The sequence below is a fragment of the Afipia birgiae 34632 genome, assembly GCF_000308295.2.
Classification (GTDB): Bacteria; Pseudomonadota; Alphaproteobacteria; order Rhizobiales; family Xanthobacteraceae; genus Afipia; species Afipia birgiae.
In genome coordinates, this window is the sequence record NZ_HG326652.1 from 116,568 (window position 1) to 138,806 (window position 22,239).

20 protein-coding genes, 2 tRNA genes and 1 pseudogene are annotated in these 22,239 nt (G+C 60.1%); 15 read left to right on the plus strand and 8 right to left on the minus strand.

What is annotated here, in order from left to right:
- The first annotated feature begins 17 nt into the window (after positions 1 to 17).
- The gene (locus BN32_RS00520; protein WP_019195277.1) at positions 18 to 731 is read left to right on the plus strand and encodes a hypothetical protein; all 714 of its coding nucleotides are present in this window, start codon (positions 18 to 20) and stop codon (positions 729 to 731) included.
- 142 nt (positions 732 to 873) lie between these two features.
- On the opposite strand, the gene BN32_RS00525 is transcribed toward BN32_RS00520, so the two are convergent.
- The 5 genes from BN32_RS00525 to BN32_RS00550 form a co-directional block, all read right to left on the minus strand.
- The gene (locus tag BN32_RS00525; RefSeq protein ID WP_019195278.1) at positions 874 to 1,626 is read right to left on the minus strand and encodes a hypothetical protein; all 753 of its coding nucleotides are present in this window, start codon (positions 1,624 to 1,626) and stop codon (positions 874 to 876) included.
- A gap of 1,359 nt (positions 1,627 to 2,985) precedes the next feature.
- On the minus strand, positions 2,986 to 3,276 hold the full coding sequence (locus tag BN32_RS00535; protein WP_019195280.1) for a hypothetical protein: 291 nt from the start codon (positions 3,274 to 3,276) through the stop codon (positions 2,986 to 2,988).
- A 753-nt stretch (positions 3,277 to 4,029) separates the two neighbouring features.
- Positions 4,030 to 5,631, minus strand: coding sequence for a DUF6538 domain-containing protein (locus tag BN32_RS25495; RefSeq protein ID WP_019195281.1), 1,602 nt, complete (start codon positions 5,629 to 5,631; stop codon positions 4,030 to 4,032).
- Between the two features lie 80 nt (positions 5,632 to 5,711).
- Positions 5,712 to 5,786: transfer RNA gene (locus BN32_RS00545), tRNA-Thr, on the minus strand.
- Between the two features lie 140 nt (positions 5,787 to 5,926).
- Positions 5,927 to 6,370 (minus strand): hypothetical protein, encoded by a 444-nt coding sequence (locus tag BN32_RS00550; protein WP_019195282.1) that lies wholly within the window; start codon positions 6,368 to 6,370, stop codon positions 5,927 to 5,929.
- 95 nt (positions 6,371 to 6,465) lie between these two features.
- Here BN32_RS00550 and BN32_RS00555 point away from each other — a divergent pair, with 95 nt between their 5' ends.
- The 14 genes from BN32_RS00555 to BN32_RS00620 all read left to right on the plus strand — a co-directional run bounded on the left by BN32_RS00555 (position 6,466) and on the right by BN32_RS00620 (position 17,050).
- Positions 6,466 to 6,669 (plus strand): hypothetical protein, encoded by a 204-nt coding sequence (locus BN32_RS00555; RefSeq protein ID WP_019195283.1) that lies wholly within the window; start codon positions 6,466 to 6,468, stop codon positions 6,667 to 6,669.
- 118 nt (positions 6,670 to 6,787) lie between these two features.
- Complete coding sequence (locus tag BN32_RS00560; protein ID WP_019195284.1) at positions 6,788 to 8,500, plus strand: FAD-dependent oxidoreductase; 1,713 nt, start codon at positions 6,788 to 6,790, stop codon at positions 8,498 to 8,500.
- 42 nt (positions 8,501 to 8,542) lie between these two features.
- Positions 8,543 to 8,845: a UBP-type zinc finger domain-containing protein gene (locus BN32_RS00565; RefSeq protein WP_019195285.1), complete on the plus strand. Its 303-nt coding sequence runs from the start codon at positions 8,543 to 8,545 to the stop codon at positions 8,843 to 8,845.
- 157 nt (positions 8,846 to 9,002) lie between these two features.
- Positions 9,003 to 9,932: an alpha/beta fold hydrolase gene (locus BN32_RS00570; RefSeq protein WP_040425277.1), complete on the plus strand. Its 930-nt coding sequence runs from the start codon at positions 9,003 to 9,005 to the stop codon at positions 9,930 to 9,932.
- 119 nt (positions 9,933 to 10,051) lie between these two features.
- Entirely contained in the window at positions 10,052 to 10,537 is a 486-nt protein-coding gene (locus BN32_RS00575) for a hypothetical protein (protein ID WP_040425278.1), read from the plus strand.
- A gap of 24 nt (positions 10,538 to 10,561) precedes the next feature.
- Positions 10,562 to 11,227, plus strand: a complete 666-nt coding sequence (locus BN32_RS00580) for an NAD-dependent epimerase/dehydratase family protein (RefSeq protein WP_040425768.1) — start codon at positions 10,562 to 10,564, stop codon at positions 11,225 to 11,227.
- 171 nt (positions 11,228 to 11,398) lie between these two features.
- Complete coding sequence (murA, locus tag BN32_RS00585) at positions 11,399 to 12,688, plus strand: UDP-N-acetylglucosamine 1-carboxyvinyltransferase (protein WP_019195289.1); 1,290 nt, start codon at positions 11,399 to 11,401, stop codon at positions 12,686 to 12,688.
- A 75-nt stretch (positions 12,689 to 12,763) separates the two neighbouring features.
- The gene (locus BN32_RS00590) at positions 12,764 to 13,231 is read left to right on the plus strand and encodes a DUF2948 family protein (RefSeq protein WP_019195290.1); all 468 of its coding nucleotides are present in this window, start codon (positions 12,764 to 12,766) and stop codon (positions 13,229 to 13,231) included.
- A 311-nt stretch (positions 13,232 to 13,542) separates the two neighbouring features.
- Entirely contained in the window at positions 13,543 to 14,838 is a 1,296-nt protein-coding gene (gene hisD, locus BN32_RS00595; protein WP_019195291.1) for a histidinol dehydrogenase, read from the plus strand.
- Complete coding sequence (locus BN32_RS00600; RefSeq protein ID WP_019195292.1) at positions 14,835 to 15,344, plus strand: UPF0262 family protein; 510 nt, start codon at positions 14,835 to 14,837, stop codon at positions 15,342 to 15,344. The genes hisD and BN32_RS00600 overlap by 4 nt, the downstream gene beginning before the upstream one ends.
- A 95-nt stretch (positions 15,345 to 15,439) precedes the next feature.
- Positions 15,440 to 15,892: an arsenate-mycothiol transferase ArsC gene (locus BN32_RS00605; RefSeq protein ID WP_019195293.1), complete on the plus strand. Its 453-nt coding sequence runs from the start codon at positions 15,440 to 15,442 to the stop codon at positions 15,890 to 15,892.
- 110 nt (positions 15,893 to 16,002) lie between these two features.
- Positions 16,003 to 16,626 carry a Maf-like protein gene (locus tag BN32_RS00610; RefSeq protein WP_019195294.1) on the plus strand — a complete coding sequence of 208 codons (624 nt, stop codon included), beginning with the start codon at positions 16,003 to 16,005 and terminating at the stop codon, positions 16,624 to 16,626.
- Positions 16,616 to 16,810 (plus strand): DNA gyrase inhibitor YacG, encoded by a 195-nt coding sequence (gene yacG / locus BN32_RS00615; RefSeq protein WP_019195295.1) that lies wholly within the window; start codon positions 16,616 to 16,618, stop codon positions 16,808 to 16,810. The genes BN32_RS00610 and yacG overlap by 11 nt, the downstream gene beginning before the upstream one ends.
- 164 nt (positions 16,811 to 16,974) lie before the next feature.
- A tRNA-Phe gene (locus BN32_RS00620) sits at positions 16,975 to 17,050 on the plus strand.
- A gap of 561 nt (positions 17,051 to 17,611) precedes the next feature.
- Here BN32_RS00620 and BN32_RS28180 read toward each other — a convergent pair.
- The 3 genes and pseudogenes from BN32_RS28180 to mobF all read right to left on the minus strand — a co-directional run.
- Positions 17,612 to 18,721: pseudogene (locus tag BN32_RS28180) on the minus strand (recombinase family protein); the annotation flags it as partial.
- Positions 18,722 to 18,755: 34 nt separating this feature from the next.
- Positions 18,756 to 19,190, minus strand: coding sequence for a hypothetical protein (locus tag BN32_RS00635; RefSeq protein WP_019195296.1), 435 nt, complete (start codon positions 19,188 to 19,190; stop codon positions 18,756 to 18,758).
- Between the two features lie 198 nt (positions 19,191 to 19,388).
- Positions 19,389 to 22,154, minus strand: a complete 2,766-nt coding sequence (gene mobF, locus BN32_RS00640) for a MobF family relaxase (protein WP_019195297.1) — start codon at positions 22,152 to 22,154, stop codon at positions 19,389 to 19,391.
- Between the last annotated feature and the right edge of the window lie 85 nt (positions 22,155 to 22,239).

The following is a 22,239-nucleotide window of genomic DNA, read 5'->3' on the forward strand; positions in this document are numbered from 1 at the left end:
GAACCCGGAGATCGAGCATGGACAGGCCACCGCAGCTACCAGACTTCCCGGAACAAGCGCCGGGGAGGTTCGGTTACTCGGTTGCCAAGGTCAGTCTTGCTGCAATCCCTTTCGTGGGCGATGCGTTGCAGGAGATACTGGAACGTGCCATCGGCGAACCGCTGAAGAAGCGGCAAGAGGATTGGTTCAGGCAGATCGGCAAGGGCCTACAAGGTCTTGAGGAGCGCCTCGACGGCTTCGATCCGAGGTCACTTGGTGACAACCCCGAGTTCGTCGGCATCGTGTACGAGGCTACTGATCAGGCGATGCGAGCGCACGACGAGGAGCGACTTGAGGCTCTTCAGAACGTGGTCCTGAACACCGCTGCTGGCATCGCCATTGATGATGTCTTACGCGGCAGGTTCATGGACTACGTCGGCAGGTTCTCGACATCCCATGTGCGAGTTTTGAAGGCGATGGACAATCCGAAGGCTTCCCCCGTCATGGTGGCGCAAGCGAGTAGGATGATGATGGGATCGTTCTGGCCGGTTCTTCTGGTTGGCGTGCCCGAGTTTACCAATCGTGAAGACCTTCTCGAAGTCATCGTCGCTGAACTTGAAGCCGAGCGTCTTGTTGAGGGCTCCTCGAAGGTGATGATGTCGGGCAGTTCGATCTTGAACCAACATAGCACTCGGCTGGGAAGGACATTCTTGGAGTTCATCGGCACACCGGCATCGCTACAGAATGAGTGAGAGCCGAGAGTACGACCCACGCGCGTTGGGTGTTTAGGTGAAGTGACGGGGCCATGGGGGAACTCGTGCCACCATCCCCTTGGAAGTGGTACTTCAGATATTTTTGCCAACTATCGCGAACACGTTGTTGTTCAACTCACAACTACTCACCGCGAGACAGTAGGCTCTCGCTGAGGGTTTGTAATTTTGTTCGAGCATGGGTGATGTCGTCGAAAGTTGCTGATCGAACAGCGCCCAGGCTCTTGAGTGCCGCACCAATCGTCATCTCTAAGTCTGCTTCTGCTTGTGCGGCCTCGTCCTGAAACTTGGCTTTTTCCTCATCATCCAGACCGTCTCCGTCCTCTAAGTACACGTCCCAATTCATGGCCCAAAGGGCGCGAGATAGTTTCGTCAACTTGGCTATCAGATCGGTCCTCGCCATCGCGATCTGCTTTCCGTCGAGCTTTAGCGACTTTTGGCCGGACACGAAGTCCAAGCAACTATCGACGTGCTGTGCAGCGTCGTGCGCCCAATAGCTGACAGAATCGACGTGATCGGGGTACAGCTGCAATTGCTCTCGTAGCGGCTGGGCTTTCTTCACGAGATCATTATGCATCTTACCGATAGTAGAAATGCGCTGACGAAGTGCGTCACCTTTCAGAATGTCTGTTTGCATTCCTTGCAGACGTACTTGCCGCCAGACCGGGAATACGGCAATCGCTGCTATGACGGCGGCAATCATCGTCTGATACCGCGATAGAAGAAACTCCGCACAGCCGAACGGGGCGTTCTGAGGGTCGAGCGCACAACCTGTTGAGAATGTTGCGCCCAGCGCAAACCCGGTGATCCCAGCGAATACGAATGCGGCCAAGTATCCCACCGCTGTATTCCATGTCTGGTCGCTAATTCGCTGCATCAATATGTCCCCGTGAAGTCGCCTACATGCTGCGACAACCAAGCCATCGCTAAGGGGGATCGTCACGCTCAGCGGAGGCGAACAGCCAGTTGGACTTGTCCGCCCGGGAAGCGCGGCTGTCGCTGCTTCTGGACCTATTGCGCAGGTGGCCCTGACCCCCATTCCGAATGTTCTCCCACCACGACGACCAATCCGCCCCGTCCTTTGCGCCGCGTAGGGTCGCGTCAGCATCGAGGGCGTTGGAAGTGGGCAAGTCCAGTAGCGGGGATGATTGCCAGCATAGTGGAAGGACATTCGGCGGGGCTGCTAGCGGGCGGCGAGGGCCACCGGGGGGAAGCCCGCCTCGAAACCGGATCGAGGGAGGGCTTCTCGGATTTGCGTCTGAAAATGCCGACCCTCTCAATGCCACTAGGGATTCCGCTGGCGGGCCATTCGCGGGGGCACGGGGTAACCCTGCGCAGGCGATAGGATTCCCCAGCGGGCTCCTGAGGCTCTTTGAAGGCGCTTTTAGACGGCCAATGCCCTTGCGATTCTCTGCCTCGCACTTGGGGTCTGGGGACGCTCGCGTGAGCGACGCCTTCCGTCCCGAAGGATGACATCGGCCCCGTACTCTGGTCCTCGTTCGGCTTCAATCTTCGCTTGCTTCACGAGGCCGCGCGAGATTGCCACGATGTTGGAGAGCCGGATGTCGAAGGGGTTGCCGTTTCGGTGACGGACGATGTGGTTGTGAGAGGTGCTCAGCAAGAAGCGGGCGGCTGCAAAGCCGGAGGCGTGACCGTCGCCGCAGGCGCGTATGGTGCCTCGGACTATGCGGAGGCGTGTCAGCTTCCATCGCAGGAGTTCTCGCCAGCCCTTGGGGCAGAGGATCACAGTATGTCCGGTGGGAATGGTGCCAACGAGGACGATGGGCTCGCTGTCGATGGTGGCAGCGATGACGGCACCGGGCTGCATTAGATGGAGGGGGTTGCTCTTAGTGCGTGGTGTCAATTCTGCGGACGCGACGACACTGGTTGTGTCGGGGCACGTCTTGGGCTTCATGGCCAGTTCTACCTATGGGCTATTGGATGTGTTGATGAGGATGATGAGATGGGGTATTCGGCCGATGCACCCTATGCGGCCCTATGACTGGTCCTCCTTCGAGGTCTCACCAGTCATGGGGCCACTTAGGCTGACACTTCAATGTCACCTACGGTCCCACTAACGACCCGTAGGCTGCGCCCTTAGTGCCCTATAGTAGGTAACCGGGAGGGAAGCATTAGTCTGTACTGCAACCTTATCCCAGTTCTCTATGCGCACGAACGTAGCCGCCTCTCGTGTCTGTTTCCATTCAGTTGGACGACAACCCATACGCCACCGATCTCAGGGATTGGCCGGATAGAACTCCCTCAGCAGCCACACCGGGAAGGCAATTGCCTGTCCGTCACCCGCTGGCCGATAGGGGATGCCGTTAGCCAAGCACAGCTTGAGTAGCTCGTGACCGTCTTCCGTGAATGTGGTCTGAGGATCGTCCAGCAATTCCACGGGCGCATCAAACTCTGCCCAGTAATCACCAACGGCTATGAGCCGCGCAGGGTCTCTTCCGATCCGCCCGAGGTGCGTTGTGATGTGGCTCTGTGGTGTGGTGAAGGTGCCTTGCATGGTGGTCCCCATTGCTCATCCTGATGATGGTTGCCGATTGTAGATCGTCTACAAATGGCAGGGGGTTTTCACCTCGCATTGAATCGCACATGTTGGGCTGGTGCGTCAACGATAGAGCGGATGTTGGCGGAGTACCGGCCTATCCGCTCGGTTTGTCGCGCGGCCTTTCCTCGACCGCTATGAAGTTGCCTTGTCGAGGGGCGGTTTGAGCCCGTCTAACAGCGCGTCCACATCCGGTGATTGCATCGGGTCGGGTCGTTCGCAAGCCGAGCAAGCCAGTTTCCGTTTCCCCTCGACGAGCATCAGGGACAGCGGCCTTCGACACTTGGGGCAGGTAGGGAGAGCCTGGGCGCGTGTCATGTGGGGTACTCACAACAAGCGTCTATTGTTGCACCCCCGGTAGTTCCCCGTAAAGATACTCCGATGGCTACATGCTCCGTCAGCTATCAACCGCAGGTGACTGAAAGTGCCAACGCCTACTGCCACTGAAATTGTTGCCTTCGTCGGTTTGCTCTCAGCGGCAATCGGGCTGTTCGGGGGGGATCAGCTTTGCTATGACCTCCAAAAACAGCAATGTGAGGTTTTGGGGATGTAGGGTCGCGGCCTGTTTCTTTTTCTTTTGCGGGCTTGCGTTCTTGGTCTTTGAATACGTTCGAGCGGAAGGGGGCCGGGGCGGGTATCTTTGGATGATTGCTATGTTTGGTGTGGCCGCGTGGCAATGGCGAATGAGCACAAGTTAGGTTGCTCGGTCTGTGGCGGCACCGATCAAATGCAGTAGCGCGGGAACTTCGCCATAGCATCGGCCCGCGTCTTGAGTGTCACCTTCATGTACTCCTCGCCCTTTGTTCGAGGCGAGTGATTTGAGATCGCGTGAAGAACCAACTGCTGAATGTCGGCTTGCAGGCCGTACGAATTGAAGGTGTACCTCCAACCGTGATTGGGCTGCACCGCTGGGTCCGAAACGACCTCGCGCACCATTTCATAGATGCGTTTGTAGACGCCCTCTGCGGGACCGTCGATTGTCCCGTCCTTTCCAAAGTTGCAGAACAGGTGGCCTTCCTTGGCGCTGCCGACGAAGTCAATGAAACCAGTAGCAATCAGATGCTCGTGGACCGGCACGTCGCAAAACCTGTTGTTCTTGATGCTCCCGGCCTCGGGCGTGAGCCGCATCACCCAGCCATGCGTCGCATCCTCGCGAATGTCTTTCTTTCTGATCTGGATCATCTCCGAGACACGGGCACCAGAATAGGCGCATAGCCAAGGCACCCAGCGTTTTGCTGCGGTGGTCTTAGGGTTCTCCCTGTGCCTGGCCCTGACGGATGCCGCGCCAAGGAGAATGGTTTTTGCTTCCTCTGGCGTGAAAAACTCATCTCGCAGTACCGGGGCACGTTTTCTCCGGTTGAGCTTCACTTTCTCTGTTGGGTTTTCTGCAAGCCATTCACGATCAACACCCCAAGTGAAGACGTTCTTGAATGACGAAATGTCGCTGTCATGGATGGTTTTGGTGGCGATCTTGTTCGCGAGGCGGTGGTCACACCAGCGAATAATATCCAACTTTGTTACGCGGTTCGCGTCATCATGTCCTAAGAAGTCGATCAGCATCTCAAAGCGCCGTTTGATGCGGGTGGCATCACGCTTCCTCACGTCCCGATCCAGAGCAGCCTTGTACCACGCCTCGATCAGCCCCTTGAGCGACTTGCTCTGTGGGCCGTCCTTCTGCCTTTCCTCGAACTCGGGGAATTTGGTCACGTAGGTGTCTGGCGTGTAGTCACCATCTGCGTTGCGGGCCAGCTTCTTTGCGGCCTCAGAGGCTTCAACAGAGAACTGGTCAATGAGTTTCCGTCGGCTCTCCTCAACTGTGAAGATGCCCCGCCCCTTCAAGAAGGCATCGACCATTGGGCCGAACCGCTTTTCCATGGAGGCGCGCCGCTGATCGGCCTCTGTCCGGTTGAAGAACATCCTCGCCGGTAGCGCGAACGCTCCTTTCCGTGCGGCCTCATTCACCTCAGCGACCTCCAGCCACTGCTTAGCCGACAACACCGGGTTGCCTTCGAGGTTCTCTGCGAATGCCCGGTACATTTCACCGGCGAGGGCGCTGATCTGCATGGTCGTGAGGGGCTTTGGGCCGCTACGCAGCGCCGCGATTTGCTTCTCGACCTCCGCTGCGATCTCCGGGCATCGACCCTTGGCCTCCGCCCGGTTCGCCGTCTTGAGCGAGATACTGATGTGGGTGCGATACCAATTCCGCGGACGCTGCGCCTTTGGCAGTTTCTCAAGGATCGACCGCACGTCGGCGGGGATTTGTCGTCGGAAGTACCAGTTATCGGAACCGTGACGCTTGGTAGGGCAGGCCATTCTCAAAACCATCGTGTAACACCCCGGTGTATCAGGGGCGACGCGAAAAGTTCAAGCCTATCAGTAGGCTATTGATTTTTCAGGAGAAGGGCTGGTGCTGCCAGACAGGATTGAACTGTCGACCTCTCCATTACCAATGGAGTGCTCTACCACTGAGCTACGGCAGCGAACGCCAGACGAGAAAAGCCAGAACCGTACCGTGTACGTGAATCAGCTGAAAAGCCTCTAAAGGCGCGCGTTCCTTTGCCATAAGGCCACTGATGGTGCAAGCGCCGAGCGGCCCGTTCTTCGGTCTTTGGACTGGAACTCAGGCCGGAGGGGCTGTCTTGTACTTCGCAAGTTCAGGGCCAATCCGGGCGCTCATCCGGGTGCTCAGGACCTCCAGGGCCTTGAAAGGCCTGATCATCACCTCGAATTCGATGATCTTGCCCGCGGGATCGAACTTCACCAGATCGATCCCCTTCAGTTTCAGCTCACCGATATTGGCGCTGAACTCCAGTGCCACATCGTGGGTTCCGGACACGAAGGTGCGGTGATAGCGGAAATTCTCGAAAATCTGCACGACAGCGCAGAGAATTAGCAGGCTGGCCGGACGTCCGGGAATCGGCAGGTGCACGAACGGCGAGCGGAACACGGTGGTTTCCGCAAAAAGCGGCCGCAGCACGTCCTCGCTCTTGGTCTCAACGAAGCGATGCCAGCTCTTGAGCGTCTCCTGCACTGACGGCGCAAGTCCCGGTGCGTCAGCCGTCATCACATTCTCCCCGTCACATTGCCTGCCGTATTCGATATAAAATAATGCGTCACACCGGCGATACCCGGTCAAGGAAAGCTGCAAGCAGGCCTGTCATGACGGACGACGTCAAAAATGAGCACACTGCCAAATCGGCCCGCAACGAACGGCTGAAATCGGCGTTGCGCGACAATCTGAAGCGCCGCAAGTTGCAGGCGCGCGGCCGCGCCGGCATGGCGATTGTGACGCCGGACGACGATGTGCGGGCGCGGGACGATGCATCAGGCGTGGGTTCAAATCGGCGCGACGGCGACCATTGACCCTGCCGCTTCGTCCGTCGCTTGATTGTTGGGCGTGCGGACACGATCTAGCTTGATGAACGCGATCTCCACCGAGGGACGTCGCTGACCATCGGTTCGAATGTAAGGAATACATGTGATGGCGACGGACCAGGCAGCAGCAATTGGGACGGGCGCCCCGCAATCGGACGCTGCACGCGCGGCATTTCCCCGGTTCGAGCAGACGTTTCCGAAGTTGGCGGATGCGGAGATCGGCCGCATGCGCCAGTTCGGCGAGGTGCGTCAGCATAAGGACGGCGAACTGCTGTTCGAGACCGGCAAGGTCGGTCCCGGCATGTTCGTCATTCTTTCGGGCCATGTCGCCATCACCCAGCGCGACGGCTTGGGCCATGTCACGCCGGTGATCGAGCAGGGACCGGGCCAGTTTCTCGCCGAGATCGGACAGCTTTCTGGCCGTCGTGCGCTGGTGGATGGTACCGCCGAGGGCGACGTCGAGACGCTGCTGATTCCGCCGGCCAGTCTGCGCGCGCTGCTCGTCGCCGAAGCCGATCTCGGCGAGCGCATCATGCGCGCACTGATTTTGCGCCGTGTTGCGCTGATCCAGGCGGGCGTCGGAGGCCCGGTGCTGATCGGCTCGCCATCGCTGGGCGGTGTGGTGCGGCTGCAAAGCTTTTTGTCACGCAACGGCGTTCCCCATCACGTGCTCGATCCCGCCGCCGACACGGATGCGGCGGATCTGATTGCGCGCTATTCGCCGTCGCCCGCCGATCTTCCATTGGTGGTGGTCCCGGATGGCACCGTGCTGCGCAATCCAAGCGAAGTCGATCTCGCCTATGCGATGGGAATGATCGGCGGCCCGATCCGGGACAAGCTCTACGATGTTGCTGTCGTCGGCGGTGGTCCCGCCGGACTCGCAACCGCCGTGTATGCAGCGTCCGAAGGATTGTCGGTGGCGGTGCTCGATGCGCGCCATTTCGGCGGTCAGGCCGGCGCCAGCGCCCGCATCGAGAACTATCTCGGATTTCCGACCGGCATCTCGGGTCAGGCGCTTGCAGGACGCGCCTACAATCAGGCGCAGAAATTCGGCGCGGACCTGATGATTCCGGTCGAGGCGAAATCGCTGGACTGCTCGAAGAGCAACGGCGCATTCGGCCTGACGACCGAATGCGGTCACTTCCTGAAGGCGAAATCCATCGTTGTTGCCAGCGGAGCACGCTATCGGCGTCCCGCCATCGAGAATCTCGACAAGTTCGAAGGGCGCGGCGTCTGGTACTGGGCATCGCCGATCGAGGGACGGCTCTGCGCGCAGCAGGAGATCATTCTGGTCGGCGGCGGAAACTCCGCCGGGCAGGCCGCGGTGTTTCTGTCAGGTCATGCCAGCAAGGTGCGGATGATGATCCGCAGCGGCGGTCTCGCCGACAGCATGTCGCGCTACCTGATCGACCGCATTATGGCGACGCCGAATATCGAACTGATGATCCACACCGAGATCGTCAGGCTGGAGGGCGCGGACGGCGGGCTCGAGCGGGTGCACTGGCGCAATCGCCGGACCGGCATCGAGACGGCGGGCGACATCCGCAACGTGTTTCTGTTCGTCGGCGCCGATCCCGCGACCTCATGGCTGAAAGGGTGCGGCGTTGAACTCGATCGTACCGGTTTCGTGGTGACCGGTTCGCAGTGTGAGGAAGGCAAGCCGGTCTCGGGGTTGGAGACGTCGGTGCCGGGAGTTTTCGCTGTCGGTGACGTGCGTGCCGGTTCGGTCAAGCGCATGGGCGGGGCGATCGGCGAAGGTGCGCAGGTCGTGGCCGCGTTGCACGGTTTTCTTGGCGACAAACTGGCGCAGCCTCATTAGCCTGCGATTGCCGGACGACGCTCTCATCGAGAGACCCTGACCATGCCCTGCAAGCACATCGCGGACATCAAGAATGTCACCCCGAGCGCACTTGGCTGCGAGGAGTGCCTCAAGACCGGCAGCGTCTGGCTGCACCTGCGGATCTGCCGGACCTGCGGTCACGTCGGCTGCTGCGACGATTCGCCGAACCAGCACGCCACGAAACATTTCCATGCCACGCAGCATCCCGTTATCGAAGGGTATGATCCGCCGGAAGGCTGGGGCTGGTGTTACGTCGACGAAGTCATGTTCGATCTGTCGAAGCGCAAGACTCCGCACAACGGCCCGATCCCGCGTTATTATTGAATTGCACCTGCCGATGATCTGAGCTTGCCAAGCCGCTTTGCCAAATTCTCTTGTTGCCAAGTCCCTTTGTTGCCAAGTCCCTTTGTTGCCAAGTCCCTTTGTTGCCAAGTCCCCCTGCATTGTCAGGATCGTGCCGATCCTCAAAAGGAATTTCAGCATGCGGTATTTTCGACGGGTCCTTCGGGGTGCGATCGGCGCCAGTATAATGGTGGCGTTCGTCGTGGCCGTGTCATCCGGCCACGCGGCCGCGCAGTCGATGCCGCAGAGCCGGTCCGCCGTGGTCAATGGCGTGAAGCTGAATTACCTGATTGCCGGCGAGGGGGATCCCGTCGTGCTGCTGCACGGTTATGCGGAGACCAGCCACATGTGGCGGCCGCTGTTTCCCGGACTTGCGAACCGGCACACCGTGATTGCCCCGGACTTGCGGGGCTTCGGTAAATCCGACGCGCCGGAAGGCGGCTACACCAAGAAGGAAATGGCGCAGGATATCCACGCGCTGGTGAAAGGCCTCGGATACACCAAGGTCAAGATCGTCGGTCACGACATCGGTTTGATGGTCGCCTACGCCTATGCGGCGCAGTATCCGGCGGAAGTCGATCGTATCGTGCTGATGGATGCCTTCCTGCCCGGTGTCGGCGACTGGAAAAGCGTTTGGCTGCTGCGCGATCTGTGGCATTTCCATTTCTACGGCAAGACGCCGCTGGCGTTGGTTCAGGGCCGCGAGCGGATCTATCTCGAACACTTCTGGAATGATTTCGCCGCCAACCCGGCGAAGTCTATCTCTCAAAGAGACCGCAAGTTTTACGCCAAGGCTTATGCGCAGCCGGGCCGTATGAAAGCCGGGTTCGAGGTGTTTCGCGCCTTCGAAAAGGACGCCGACGATTTCGCAGGCTTCGCAAAGACCAAGCTTCCGATGCCGATGCTCGTTCTATCAGGCGAAAGGGCGGGAGGCGGCTTCCTGATCGAACAGGGCAAGCTGGTCGCCACCAATGTCGAGGGTGTCATCATTAAGGGCTCGGGACACTGGCTGATCGAGGAAGCGCCGGGACAGGTGATCCCGAAGCTGGTGGATTTCCTCAATCGCTGATTGGGTACGCCAAAACGTGCCTGAAAAATCTGCAGGAGCACTGCGTGCGGAAATGGAACGGCGGTTGAACTGTCGTAGGTATCATGTAGCCTTGGATTCATTCTAAACAGGGGCGCATCATGATTTTAGGTATGTCGTTAGCGGGTTTCACGGTCCTTCATCTCATCATCAGCATGATCGCCATCGGTTTGGGCTTCGTGGTGGCGGGCGGGATGCTCGCATCGAGCAGGCTGCCCGGCTGGACGCTCTGGTTTCTCGTCCTGACAATTCTCACCAGCGCGACCGGCTTCCTGTTTCCCTTCACCAAGCTGCTGCCGTCGCACATTGTTGCGCTCATCTCGCTGGCGCTGCTGGCGGTCGCTGTCTACGCCCTCTATGGGAAGGGTCTTTCCGGTGTCTGGCGCGCCGTTTACGTGGTCACCGCGATGCTCGCGCTCTGGTTCAATGTCTTCGTCCTGATCGCACAAGGCTTCCAGAAGGTGGCGTTGCTGAACGTCTATGCGCCGACCGGAGCCGAGCCGCCGTTTGCGATTACGCAAGGGATCGTACTGCTGTTTTTCATCGGCTTGATCATACTCGGTATCAAGCGTTTCAAGACGGTGTGACACGCGCCTGACCACGGAGTGTCGATGAAAGTCATTGTCTTCGGCGCGACTGGCATGGTGGGACAGGGCGTTCTGCGCGAATGCCTGCGCGATCCCGATGTGGCGGAAGTATTGACCGTCGGCCGCAGCGCCACCGGTCAGCAGCATCCGAAGCTGCGCGAGCTCGTGCACAAGGACTTTCTCGATTTCTCCGCCATCGAAGGAGACATCACCGGTTATGACGCCTGCTTCTTCTGTCTCGGTGTGTCCTCGTTAGGCTTGGACGAAGAGCGCTACCGCCGTCTGACCTACGACATTACCCTGGCGGCGGCGCGACCACTGGCGCGACTCAATCCGGGCATGACCTTCGTCTATGTCACCGGTGCGAGCACCGACAGCACCGAGCAGGGCCGAGTCATGTGGGCGCGTGTTAAAGGCAAGACCGAGAACGACCTGCTCAAGCTGCCGTTCAAGGCCGCCTACATGTTCCGCCCCGGCGCGATCCAGCCGCTGCACGGCGTCCGGTCGAAGACGGCGTGGGTCCAGGCGATCTATGTCGCGACCGGGCCGCTGCTGAGCTTCCTGCATCAGGCTGCGCCGAAGTTCGTCACGACGACGGAGGAAGTCGGCCGTGCCATGCTCGAAGTCGCCAAGCGCGGCTATCCGAAGCCGATCCTCGAAATGGAAGACATCCACAAGGCCGGGGCCTGATCGCGTTTCGGCCATGCCTCCGCAAGGGACCGACCTCGTGCGGCCGACACAATTCGAGCGATTTTTCAGGTATTAACCTGAAATGCCGGGTTTTAGGCGTCCCGGCGCGTGGTTTCCACCTCCGACGAAACACGCTAAAAGCCGGTTATCCGCAACAGGGCAGGTTTTGGCATGGATCGCATTCGCATTGTCGGCGGCAACAAGCTCAATGGCACTATTCCGATTTCCGGCGCGAAGAACGCGGCGTTGCCGCTGATGATCGCCAGCCTGCTGACCGATGAGACCCTGATTCTCGACAACGTGCCGCGTCTGGCCGACGTCGCCCAGTTGCAGCGGATTCTCGGCAATCATGGCCTTGACATCATGTCGAAGGGCAAGCGCCCCGGCGACCACGAGTATCAGGGGCAGACGTTGCACATTTCGGCGGCGAACATTATCGACACCACGGCCCCTTACGAACTGGTCTCGAAGATGCGCGCCAGTTTCTGGGTGATCGCACCGCTGCTCGCGCGCATGAAGGAAGCCAGGGTGTCACTGCCCGGCGGCTGCGCCATCGGCACCCGTCCCGTGGATCTCCTTATCATGGCGCTCGAGAAACTCGGCGCGGAATTGCAGATCGATGGCGGCTATGTAATCGCGAAAGCACCCGGCGGCCTTGTCGGTGCCGAGATCGATTTCCCCAAGGTCACCGTCAGCGGCACTCACGTCGCGCTGATGGCCGCGACGCTGGCCAGAGGCACGACGGCGATCAATAACGCGGCCTGCGAGCCGGAGATCGTCGATGTCGCCGACTGTCTCAACAAGATGGGCGCGAAGATTTCCGGCGCGGGGACGCCGCGTATCGTGATCGAGGGCGTCAGCAAGCTGCATGGCGCGCGGCATACGGTGCTGCCGGACCGGATCGAGGCCGGCACCTATGCCATGGCGGTTGCGATGACCGGCGGCGACGTTCAACTCGCCGGTGCGCGTCCGGAACTGCTGCAATCCGCGCTCGACGTGCTGACAGAAGCGGGCGCGACCATTACGCCGAACAATGAAGGCATCCGCGTCACGCGTAACGGCGCGGGCATCAGTCCGGTGAAGGTCACGACCGCGCCTTTCCCCGGCTTCCCCACCGATCTGCAGGCGCAGTTGATGGCGCTGATGGCCTGCGCGAAGGGCTCGTCGCATATCACCGAGACGATTTTCGAGAATCGCTTCATGCATGTGCAGGAGCTGGCGCGCTTCGGTGCCAGAATCTCCCTCGACGGCGAAACCGCGATCATCGACGGCATTGCCAAGCTGCGTGGCGCGCCGGTGATGGCGACCGACCTGCGCGCGTCCGTGTCGCTGGTGATTGCAGGTCTTGCTGCTGAAGGCGAGACCATGGTCAACCGCATCTATCATCTTGACCGCGGCTTCGAGCGGCTTGAGGAAAAATTGTCGGCGTGCGGTGCGACCATCGAGCGTATCAGCGGATAGTTAGGGGCGTGATCCCGAAAAGTGGAAACCGGTTTTCGGAAAAGATCATGCCCAATTGAAGTGAAGGCGAGGGCTATGTCTCAGAACAAAGCGTCTCAGCAAAAGTTTACTCAACGCAAGCTCGCCGCGCTGGACGGCGACGATCTTGCGGTCATCTCCGCGCATATTCAGGATGCGGCGGTGGTTGCGGGCGACATCCTCTGGCGCCAAGCCGAGAAGCGTCTTGTGGTCGCCATGAGGCGGCTGGACTGCGAGGATATCATTGCAGGCGATTGTGTCCCGCGGCGGTTGATCTCAGCGCTTCGTTTTGACCGGGTGCTGGCGTGCCAATCGCGCGAGATCGACATGGACGCCCCGGAACTTCCGTTGACCCTGCTCGGGCTGGAATTCCATCCGGGCAAGAAACCGGGCGGTCAGGTGATGCTGCTGTTCGCCAGTGGTGGGGTGTTGCGCCTCGATGTCGAATGCCTCGAATGCGAACTGGCCGATCTCGGCCCGGACGGTCTGGACGCTGATCTGGTGGACGGCGCCGCTGCCACCTAATCTGCCTGCGGACACAGACATTTAGCAACCAATCCGGGCGGTCCCGCTCGCGGTTTCATTCCGGGAATGTTATGGGTTGACGGTGATCTGGCATCGCGCCAATGACCACGCCTCTAAATGATTATGCGCCAGTGGAGTGGATTTGACATTCGCTACCCCTCTGGCGGCGAGTTCGCAAAGCGAATGTCAAATCCAAACTCCACTGGAAACTTATATTTGCTAGTGGTCTATCGATTCTAACATTCGCAAGAATGCCTGCTGAAATGGGATGCGAATGTTAGAATCGGACCACTAGCCTGCCGGACCCTGGAATGCCGATCCGCCTCAACAGCCACAGCGCCGACTTCAGCGAGCGCTTCAACGCCTTTCTCGACATGAAGCGGGAGGTTTCCGCCGATATTGACGCGGCAGCGCGCGCGATCGTCGACGATGTCGCGAAGCATGGCGATGCGGCGCTGGTTGCGGCGACGAAGAAGTTCGACCGGCTGGATGTGGCCGCAAGCGGACTGCGGATTACGGCGACGGAAACCGAAGCTGCGGTGAAGGCCTGCGATCCTGCGACGCTCGATGCCCTGAAGTTCGCGCGCGACCGCATCGCGGTGTTTCACCAGCGGCAGATACCCAAGGACGAACGCTTCACCGACACCGCTGGCGTCGAACTCGGCTGGCGCTGGAGCGCCATTGAGGCCGTCGGCCTCTATGTGCCGGGCGGCACGGCCGCCTATCCGTCGTCGGTCCTCATGAATGCGGTGCCCGCCAAGGTCGCCGGTGTCGGGCGCGTGGTGATGGTGGTGCCGTCGCCGGATGGCAAGCTCAATCCGCTGGTGCTGGCAGCGGCGCAACTCGGCGGCGTGTCGGAAATCTACCGCGTTGGCGGCGCGCAGGCCGTTGCGGCACTCGCTTATGGCACCGCGACCATCAAGCCGGTGGCGAAGATCGTTGGCCCTGGCAATGCCTATGTTGCTGCAGCCAAGCGGCTGGTGTTCGGCAAGGTCGGCATTGATATGATCGCTGGGCCATCCGAGGTGCTGGTGATCGCGGATCGCACCGCGAATCCAGACTGGATCGCAGCCGATTTGCTGGCGCAGGCCGAACACGACGCCAACGCGCAATCGATTCTGATAACCGATGACGGGACGCTTGCGAACGACGTTGAGCGTGCGGTCGAAGCCCAATTGACGACACTGCCGCGCGCGGCGATTGCACGCGCCTCGTGGAACGAATTCGGCGCGATTATTGTCGTCAAGACGCTCGATGAATCGGTCGCGCTTGCCGACGCCATTGCTGCGGAGCATCTGGAAATCATCACGGCCGATCCCGAGAGCCTGAGCGCGCGCATCCGCAATGCCGGCGCGATCTTTCTCGGTGCGCACACGCCGGAAGCGATCGGCGACTATGTTGGCGGCTCAAATCACGTGCTGCCGACGGCGCGCTCGGCGCGTTTCTCGTCGGGCCTCGGCGTGCTCGATTTCATGAAGCGGACGTCGATTTTGAAATGCGGACCCGAGCAGCTCCGCGCTTTGGGGCCGGCGGCGATGACGCTCGGCAACGCCGAAGGGCTCGACGCCCACGCGCGCTCGGTCGGGTTGCGGCTCAATCTCACATGAGCAAGCCCCCGCCAGATGAAAATGCCAACAACCGCGTCGTCGCGGTGACGCTCGATGAGGAATCGATCGGGCGATCGGGGCCGGACATCGAGCATGAGCGCGCGATTGCGATCTACGATCTCGTCGAGAAAAACCTGTTCGTGCCGGAAGGGGGGCATCACGGGCCGTTCACCCTGCATATCGGCATCACCGGCAATCGCCTGATGTTCGATATCAAGCGCGAGGACGGCACGCCCTGTGTCGTGCATCTGTTGTCGCTGACGCCGTTCCGCCGGATCGTGAAGGACTACTTCATGATCTGCGACAGCTACTATCAGGCGATCCGCACCGCGACGCCGGACAAGATTGAAGCCATCGATATGGGCCGCCGCGGCGTGCACGACGAAGGCTCGCGCACGCTGATGGAGCGACTCGAGGGCAAGGTGCGGATCGACTTCGAGACCTCGCGCCGGCTGTTCACCCTGATCTCGGTGCTGCACTGGAAAGGTGACGGTAGCGGCGCATGATCCCGAAAAGTGGAAACCGGTTTTCGGATCAGATCATGCGCAAGCCAAAATGCATGACGAGTCTGGTGTGCATCACTGACGGACGAGCCTGACAGATGGCGCATTCTCCGCAAGCCGTCCTGTTCATGTGCGGACAGAACAGCGTCCGCTCTCCGACCGCTGCGTGCCTGTTGCGCCATCTGGTTCCGCGCGGGCTCTATGTGCAGTCGGCCGGGGTCAGCAAGGCCGACCTCGATCCCTTCGCCGTCGCAGTGATGAAGGAGATCGGTCTCGATATTTCAAATCACAAGCCGTGGACGGTTGCGGATCTGGAAGACTGGGAAGGCCTGAATTTCGATCTGATCGTGACGCTGTCGCCGGAGGCGCATCACAAGGCGCTGCAGTTGACCACGACCTCGGCGACCGCGGTCGAATACTGGCCGACGCCCGACCCGGTCGGCGTCGAGGGCCGCCGCGAACTGCAGCTCGATGCCTACCGGCATGTCCGGGACAGTTTGCGCCAGCGCATCCGCGAGCGTTTCGCACCGGCCGCCATCAAGAACGAGTAGGCGAAATCGTCGGAAATCGAACCCTGATCAGCCGCCATACTGTTGTCGTGACCACGCCCTTCGGATAGTTTCCGCGCCCATTGACCCCCGAGCAAATCGATAAATCCCGCATGCTAGGCAGTCCCAAATTTGTTCTCGCCTCCGGCTCGCCGCGGCGTCTCAGCCTGCTCAATCAGGCCGGTATCGAGCCCGACGCGCTGCGTCCGGCCGATGTCGATGAGACCCCGAGGCGCGGCGAGCTGCCGCGCGCCTGCGCCAATCGCCTCGCGCGCGCCAAGGCCGACGCCGCGCTCAAGTCGGTGCAGCTCGATGACGAACTGCGTGGCTCCTACATTCTTGCCGCCGATACCGTGGTCGCGGTCGGCCGCCGGATTCTGCCGAAGGCGGAACTGGTGGACGAGGCGTCGCAATGCCTGCGGCTGCTGTCGGGCCGCAACCATCGCGTCTATACCGCGATCTGCCTGGTGACCCCGAAGGAGGCCTTCCGCCAGCGGCTGGTGGAAACCCGGGTACGCTTCAAGCGGCTGAGCGAGGATGACATCCAAGCCTACATCGGCTCCGGCGAATGGCGCAGCAAGGCTGGCGGCTATGCCGTGCAGGGCATCGCCGGTTCGTTCGTGGTGAAGCTGGTCGGCTCCTACACCAACGTCGTAGGATTGCCCTTGTACGAAACCGCGGCGCTGCTTGGCGGCGAGGGCTTCCCGATCCGGTTCGGCTGGTTGAATGCCAGCTGACGGCGCCAAATCCGCGCCCGCCGCGAAACCCTGTCCGATCTGCGGCAAGCCGTCGGTCGAAGCCTCCAGGCCGTTCTGCTCGGCGCGCTGCCGCGACGTCGACCTGAATCGGTGGTTGTCCGGCTCCTATGCCATTCCGGCCCGGGAGAGCGACGACGAGGATGAGCCGGACGAGCCGAAATAGGCCGTTTGGCGCGTTCCAGCCGCGCCGGAAGCCCTTGAATCCGATGGAATTTTACGAGGCGCTCCCGCCGCTCACTGCCCACCGGGAAATTCCGCCGATGGCTGGACAGCGCGGCCCTGTCTCACTATAAACCGGCGCTCTCCCCGGGCAGCGTTCGGGGCGGCGCCCAGGTAGCTCAGTTGGTAGAGCATGCGACTGAAAATCGCAGTGTCGGTGGTTCGATCCCGCCCCTGGGCACCATTCCTGAACAGATTTACGAACCACGGGCGTGGGTTGACCCTTGGGGCCGAACGTTGACCGGATATTGTCGTTCGAGCCGATGATTCGGATTTTGTCCTCCGAAACGATCACCGCATCGACGATGCTGGCGAGATAAGCTTTGCGGGCTGCGACGTCGCCCGAAATGAGCTGTTCGCGCATCAGACGGGTAAACCGATCAATGGCGATGGGGTCGATCTGGACGGGAAGCGCACTGGATTTCCTGGCGTAATCGGCGGCCTCCACGGCCCGGTCACGGGCGTTCTTCAAGGCGGCAACGCGTTCTTTGAGACTTGGATCGGTGCCATCGATGGAACCCGCCTCGATGGCCGCGTAAAGCCGCCCGAGGCGTTCTTCTGCGTCGGAGGCCTGGCGCCCAAGATCGACGACCCGGCGGTCAGCAGAGGCTTGCCGTTCATCCCGGCGGGCTTTGAGGGCCAGCAGTATCGAGGTTACGCGCTCTGGTTGGAGCAATTGGTCGAGCAGAGCGTCTACGACGAGCTTTTCGATGACGGGCCGCGGAATCTTTCGGTTGACGCAGGTCGCCCCGTTGCCTTCTTTGTGGCGTCCCTGCTTGATGGCCTGGACGCATTTGTAATACGCGTAGATCACGCCGGTGCGCGACGTGCCGGTGGCGGTGGTCAACGAGCAGGATTTTTCGCAATCACATCGGACGAGTCCGCCGAGCAACGAGGGAGCAGCGCTGAGACGCGGGCCCCGAGATCTTGGATGACGCGAAACCAGAAGGGTTTGAACGGCTTCGAATGTCGCTTGGTCGATAATCGTGGGAATTTCATATTCGATGATTTCCGATTGAACCTTGCGTTCTCCGTCACTCTTCCGCGCAAATTCGTTGAAGTTCCGAACGCCCGTGTAGGCGCGACGCGTGAGGATCTCGTGAATGGTGCCAGTCCCGAACAGTGAGCCATTCCGTGAGCGATAGCCGCGTGCATTGAGCCATTCCGCGATCTTCTTCGTTCCCAGCGGGCCGCCGGTGCCGTCCCCGTTCTTGGCAAGGTCGAAGGCGTGGATGACCGTCTCGGCTTCGACCGGCTCGATGGCGAGTCTCTTCTTCTGCTTGTTGCCGATCACTTCGGCATCAACGGATTTGTAGCCGTAGGGAATGATGCCGCCGTTGGAGTAGCCGAGTTTCGCGTTGGCCTTCATCGTGCGCATGGTCGATCGGGACGTCTCCTTGGACTGGTATTCATTCACGATGCCGATGAATTTTCTGAACATGTCACCCGTGTCGTCGTTCGCCAACGGCTCGGCGTGCGAGATCAGTTCGACCTTATGCTTGCGCAGGGTCTGAACCGTTAGCTCCTGCTCGACTTGGTTTCGGAAAGCCCGCGAGAACGAATAGACCATGATGGCGTCGATGGTACGCGTTCCGTCCGTCGCGCGAGCGATCATCTGTTCGAAGGCGGGGCGCCTCATATTCGTGGCAGTCTCACCTTCCTCGCGGAAGATTCCAACGATGTTGTCGCCGTCGCGTTTGCAGCGCGCGATCAAATTTTCTTCCTGCGACCCGAGACTAAGTGCATTGCTGGCTTGTTTCTCGGTCGAAACGCGAATGTAGATCAAGATATTCCGAGACCGCTTGGACACATCCGCAGCGACGTTCTCCAACGTTCGAAGGTGCTTCCGTGCCATCGAAATATGCTCCTATAAAAGGTTTCCGTTGAGTCTAACGAGGCGGCGCGAGCTTGTGAAGCAACTCGTTTGCAACAGTTGAAGGGACCGCGCGCGGTTTGCTGAGATTGATCATCTTGCCCGTGCGGCGTCTCCAATCTACGCGAAGCGCATCGTTCAACATCTCTGTGTGGGTGGGAAGCAACCGTTGAAAGGTTGCCTGTGCGCCATTGTCCGGCAACTGCAGAAATCCTGCTACAAAGATCCGATGGCGCAGATCTTCATTGACTCGGCAAAGCTCTGTGATCGAAGTATCTTCATGTCGGGGCCTGAAAACGTAGGTGGTATCAGGGACGAAGACATTATTCACTGGAAGGCCTTGAGCCAACAGTTCGCCGAGCAACCAGATTCCACCGTCGATCGCGATTTTCGCGTATTTCTCCAGGCGCATTTCCAAGACGCGGGGTTCATAAAATGGACGGATGGTCATCGCTTGTCTCCTTTTTGATATACCGTGGTAGCTGCCGGTAGTGTGCGGGGTCTGGGTTCGAAAACGGCGTCGAGCAACTCGCCGAAATATCGCTCGATCGCGTCCAATTCGGCCTTTGAGACTGGGATCGGATCGGGCAGCTCTTTTTCGACAGTCCAAAATTCCGGATCGGACGGTCGTTTTTTCAACGAAAGGCGCCTAGAGCTCATGGCTGAGCTCTTTCTTGACACGCCGATTTGCACTGGAATCCTCGACCGCAAAGCCCTTCGCAAGCTCAGCGAGGTCGGTACGGGCCTGTGCGGCTACCAGAATGTCGAGGGACGAGCGCTTGAAACCTGAGCGAGCCAGCTGGCCTGCCAGGTAAGTCCGCCGCGATATCGGGTCGATTTCATCCGCGTGGCTTCGTTCGGAAAGAGGCATCTCCGCTATAATTCTGGAATCGAGCGATTTACGATCGCAAAACAGGTCGGTGGTATTGCGTGCCCGGCTCGCAGCGACCACGATTGAATGGCGATCCATCTCCGGCGATAGCCACACGAATGCCCGGTCAGTGGTGCAGCCCTGCGCGCCATAAATGGTCGTCGCGTAAGCGTGGGTCAGCTTAACGCGCCCCTTGTCGTCAGCGATCTCGTCGGTCGAGAATGTAAAGCGACCTGCGCCGGTTCGCACCGCAATATCAAAACGTTCATCGCCGACGGTGTGAATTGACTCGACGGTTCCTTCGGTGCCGTTGATCGTCTCGATGCCGCCGACTTTGATACGGGTTAAGAATCGAATGCGATCGCCATCGGCCAAGGGCAACGGCACGTTCAAATTGGACGATGTAACGGCTTTGAGCGTCACATCCTCGCCATGAATGACGTTCCGTCGGCGCAGCCGGGCGCGAACCTCCGCCGAAATCGCGCGCACCTGGGTGTTGGTTTTGGCTATGAGAAGAGAATGTCCGGGCGCGGTCTTCTCATGAGCTTCCCAGGCATCAACCATTGCGCGGACGGTGGCCTTGGGGCCAACGGTCTCATGGAGCAAGCCTCGGCTATCAAATGCTTCCAGCGCTTCGCCAGCACCGCCTCTCCCGAAGGCAGTAACAGCATCTCGCGCCCATTGCTCGTGCTGCCGAACGATCTTGGCGACCGATTGTACCGACGAAAAATTTGCTGCGAGCGCCAATCCCGGGCCGGCGCCCACGCTCTGCAGCTGGTTGCGGTCACCCACGAGGATGAGATGCGGATCGAGACCGCTTGCATCGGCAGCCTCTACCGCTGACAATATACTATGCATCTGACGACTTGAGAGAAGGCCAGCTTCGTCAACGATCAGTACGGTGTTTTTATCGAGGAATGGAACGCCGTGTTCGGCGCCGACGCGCCACGAGTCTGTTGCGCGCGCATCGATCGCCAAATCATCGCGAAGGGCGTGCGAAATCTTCCAAGCTGTGGAAGCGCCGATCACACGAAACCCTGTACCGGCGTGGGTCCAGGACTCGGTGATAGCAGCCAAAGCCGTCGTCTTTCCCGCGCCTGGGGCGCCCTCAAGAATCGTGATCTTGGCTCCGTTGGTCGCCGCGCGGACGGCATTAGCTTGTTCTTTGTTGAGGCCGTGCTTGCGGATCAGATCGTCGACGATCGATGGGGGCGGCGCGCCTGGAGATTTTCTCGAAAGCCGCGCCGCCATCTCGCCGATTTCAGATTCGATGCGCAGGATGTCCGGCGTAGTGAAAACCTGATGCCCCCACACGTCGTGATCCAGGGTGACAACCGCCTTTGTCGCGATGAAGTTATCGACCTCCGTCTCGACGCGTTCCGCGCCCTCGCCGGTTCCGACGAATGCGGCGGCTACGGCGGCGTAGAGGTGCCGGCGTTCAAAGGTGCTTTCATGCTCGGTGAGCTGACCGGGAAGAGCTGCGAGGCGCGCCCGGAGGATGCGTTCACGGTCAGCCTTCTCGATCGATGCGTGCTGCTCGCGCCCGGCAGCGAAGCAAGATTCGATGACGGCGTCGCGCTCGAAGCCGATGTCGCGGGAGCATTGCTGCCAGAATGCGAAACGGTCTTGGTGTCGCTCCTGTTTGGCCCTGCGGGTCGCTTTGGTGATTGCCGCGGCCAGCGCCGGAGCGTTGGCGCTATCGGTACCGGCAGCTTCGAGCTCGCCCTCTATTTCGGTACGGCGAGCTGAGAAATAGGATTTGAGCTGGGGGGCAATTCCAACGACTTCCCAAATTCCATTTTTACCGATATCGCCGACCGCAAAGCCAAGATCCTGAAAATTTTTGGAAAGTTGGGCGTGATAGACGGCTCCGGCCGCCATTTTCCAGGCGAAGATGGCTTTGCCGTCCAGAGCTCCATAGCGCTTGCGCCCAGATCGACTCGCTTCATCGTCGGTGCGGTCGTTCGCGCTTTCGTCGAGTTTGCGAGCGATATTGACGGTAACCGCGTGACTATGAAGCGCACAGTCCGAAAACACCTGACCATCGGAATGCAGTGCAGGGCGCGCGTCGCCGTGTTGAAACACGGCAACCGTCAGCTTGACCGTTTCGCGGCGAACGCCGTCCTTGCCCGACCGGCAGAACGCGGCGTTGGCCTCAACCGCCTTGAGCGCTGCTTCGACGGCGCTGGCCTGAGCCTCTTCGATTTTGGCACGCAGCTCGGCATCGGCGAGCGCCCAGAGAATCGAACATGTCTTCGGCGCCGAAAACGTGATGTCATATCCGCCGACGTGCTTTTTCCCGCTTTTGCTCGAGAGCATAAAGCGACCTTCGGCGTCGAGCGCCGCATGGAGCCGCTCGAACGGTTCGCGCTCGATCACCGATCCTGCGCGAACGCCGATGTCGACGCCCACCGCCACCCATCGACCCGCGGGTTCGCTGCCGCCGACATAGTAGTCGGACGAGGCAATGTAGTATTCGGCTGACGTCCCGGCTGCGACGATTGCGACCATCTCACTCACCTGCAATATGATGCAAGCGAGCATGCGCGTTCGGCAGATGGGCTTACCGGGCACCTCCCCGAGATAAGGGCTGCAGTCCGGGGGCGGTTAAAAATAAATGCCCGTCACT

Coding starts and splice junctions, on each gene's coding strand:
- BN32_RS00520 (WP_019195277.1), top strand. CDS start 18: ATGGACAGGCCACCGCAGCTACCAGACTTCCCGGAACAAGCGCCGGGG.
- BN32_RS00525 (WP_019195278.1), bottom strand. CDS start 1,626: ATGCAGCGAATTAGCGACCAGACATGGAATACAGCGGTGGGATACTTG.
- BN32_RS00535 (WP_019195280.1), bottom strand. CDS start 3,276: ATGGGGACCACCATGCAAGGCACCTTCACCACACCACAGAGCCACATC.
- BN32_RS25495 (WP_019195281.1), bottom strand. CDS start 5,631: ATGGTTTTGAGAATGGCCTGCCCTACCAAGCGTCACGGTTCCGATAAC.
- BN32_RS00550 (WP_019195282.1), bottom strand. CDS start 6,370: ATGACGGCTGACGCACCGGGACTTGCGCCGTCAGTGCAGGAGACGCTC.
- BN32_RS00555 (WP_019195283.1), top strand. CDS start 6,466: ATGACGGACGACGTCAAAAATGAGCACACTGCCAAATCGGCCCGCAAC.
- BN32_RS00560 (WP_019195284.1), top strand. CDS start 6,788: ATGGCGACGGACCAGGCAGCAGCAATTGGGACGGGCGCCCCGCAATCG.
- BN32_RS00565 (WP_019195285.1), top strand. CDS start 8,543: ATGCCCTGCAAGCACATCGCGGACATCAAGAATGTCACCCCGAGCGCA.
- BN32_RS00570 (WP_040425277.1), top strand. CDS start 9,003: ATGCGGTATTTTCGACGGGTCCTTCGGGGTGCGATCGGCGCCAGTATA.
- BN32_RS00575 (WP_040425278.1), top strand. CDS start 10,052: ATGATTTTAGGTATGTCGTTAGCGGGTTTCACGGTCCTTCATCTCATC.
- BN32_RS00580 (WP_040425768.1), top strand. CDS start 10,562: ATGAAAGTCATTGTCTTCGGCGCGACTGGCATGGTGGGACAGGGCGTT.
- murA (WP_019195289.1), top strand. CDS start 11,399: ATGGATCGCATTCGCATTGTCGGCGGCAACAAGCTCAATGGCACTATT.
- BN32_RS00590 (WP_019195290.1), top strand. CDS start 12,764: ATGTCTCAGAACAAAGCGTCTCAGCAAAAGTTTACTCAACGCAAGCTC.
- hisD (WP_019195291.1), top strand. CDS start 13,543: ATGCCGATCCGCCTCAACAGCCACAGCGCCGACTTCAGCGAGCGCTTC.
- BN32_RS00600 (WP_019195292.1), top strand. CDS start 14,835: ATGAGCAAGCCCCCGCCAGATGAAAATGCCAACAACCGCGTCGTCGCG.
- BN32_RS00605 (WP_019195293.1), top strand. CDS start 15,440: ATGGCGCATTCTCCGCAAGCCGTCCTGTTCATGTGCGGACAGAACAGC.
- BN32_RS00610 (WP_019195294.1), top strand. CDS start 16,003: ATGCTAGGCAGTCCCAAATTTGTTCTCGCCTCCGGCTCGCCGCGGCGT.
- yacG (WP_019195295.1), top strand. CDS start 16,616: ATGCCAGCTGACGGCGCCAAATCCGCGCCCGCCGCGAAACCCTGTCCG.
- BN32_RS00635 (WP_019195296.1), bottom strand. CDS start 19,190: ATGACCATCCGTCCATTTTATGAACCCCGCGTCTTGGAAATGCGCCTG.
- mobF (WP_019195297.1), bottom strand. CDS start 22,154: ATGCTCGCTTGCATCATATTGCAGGTGAGTGAGATGGTCGCAATCGTC.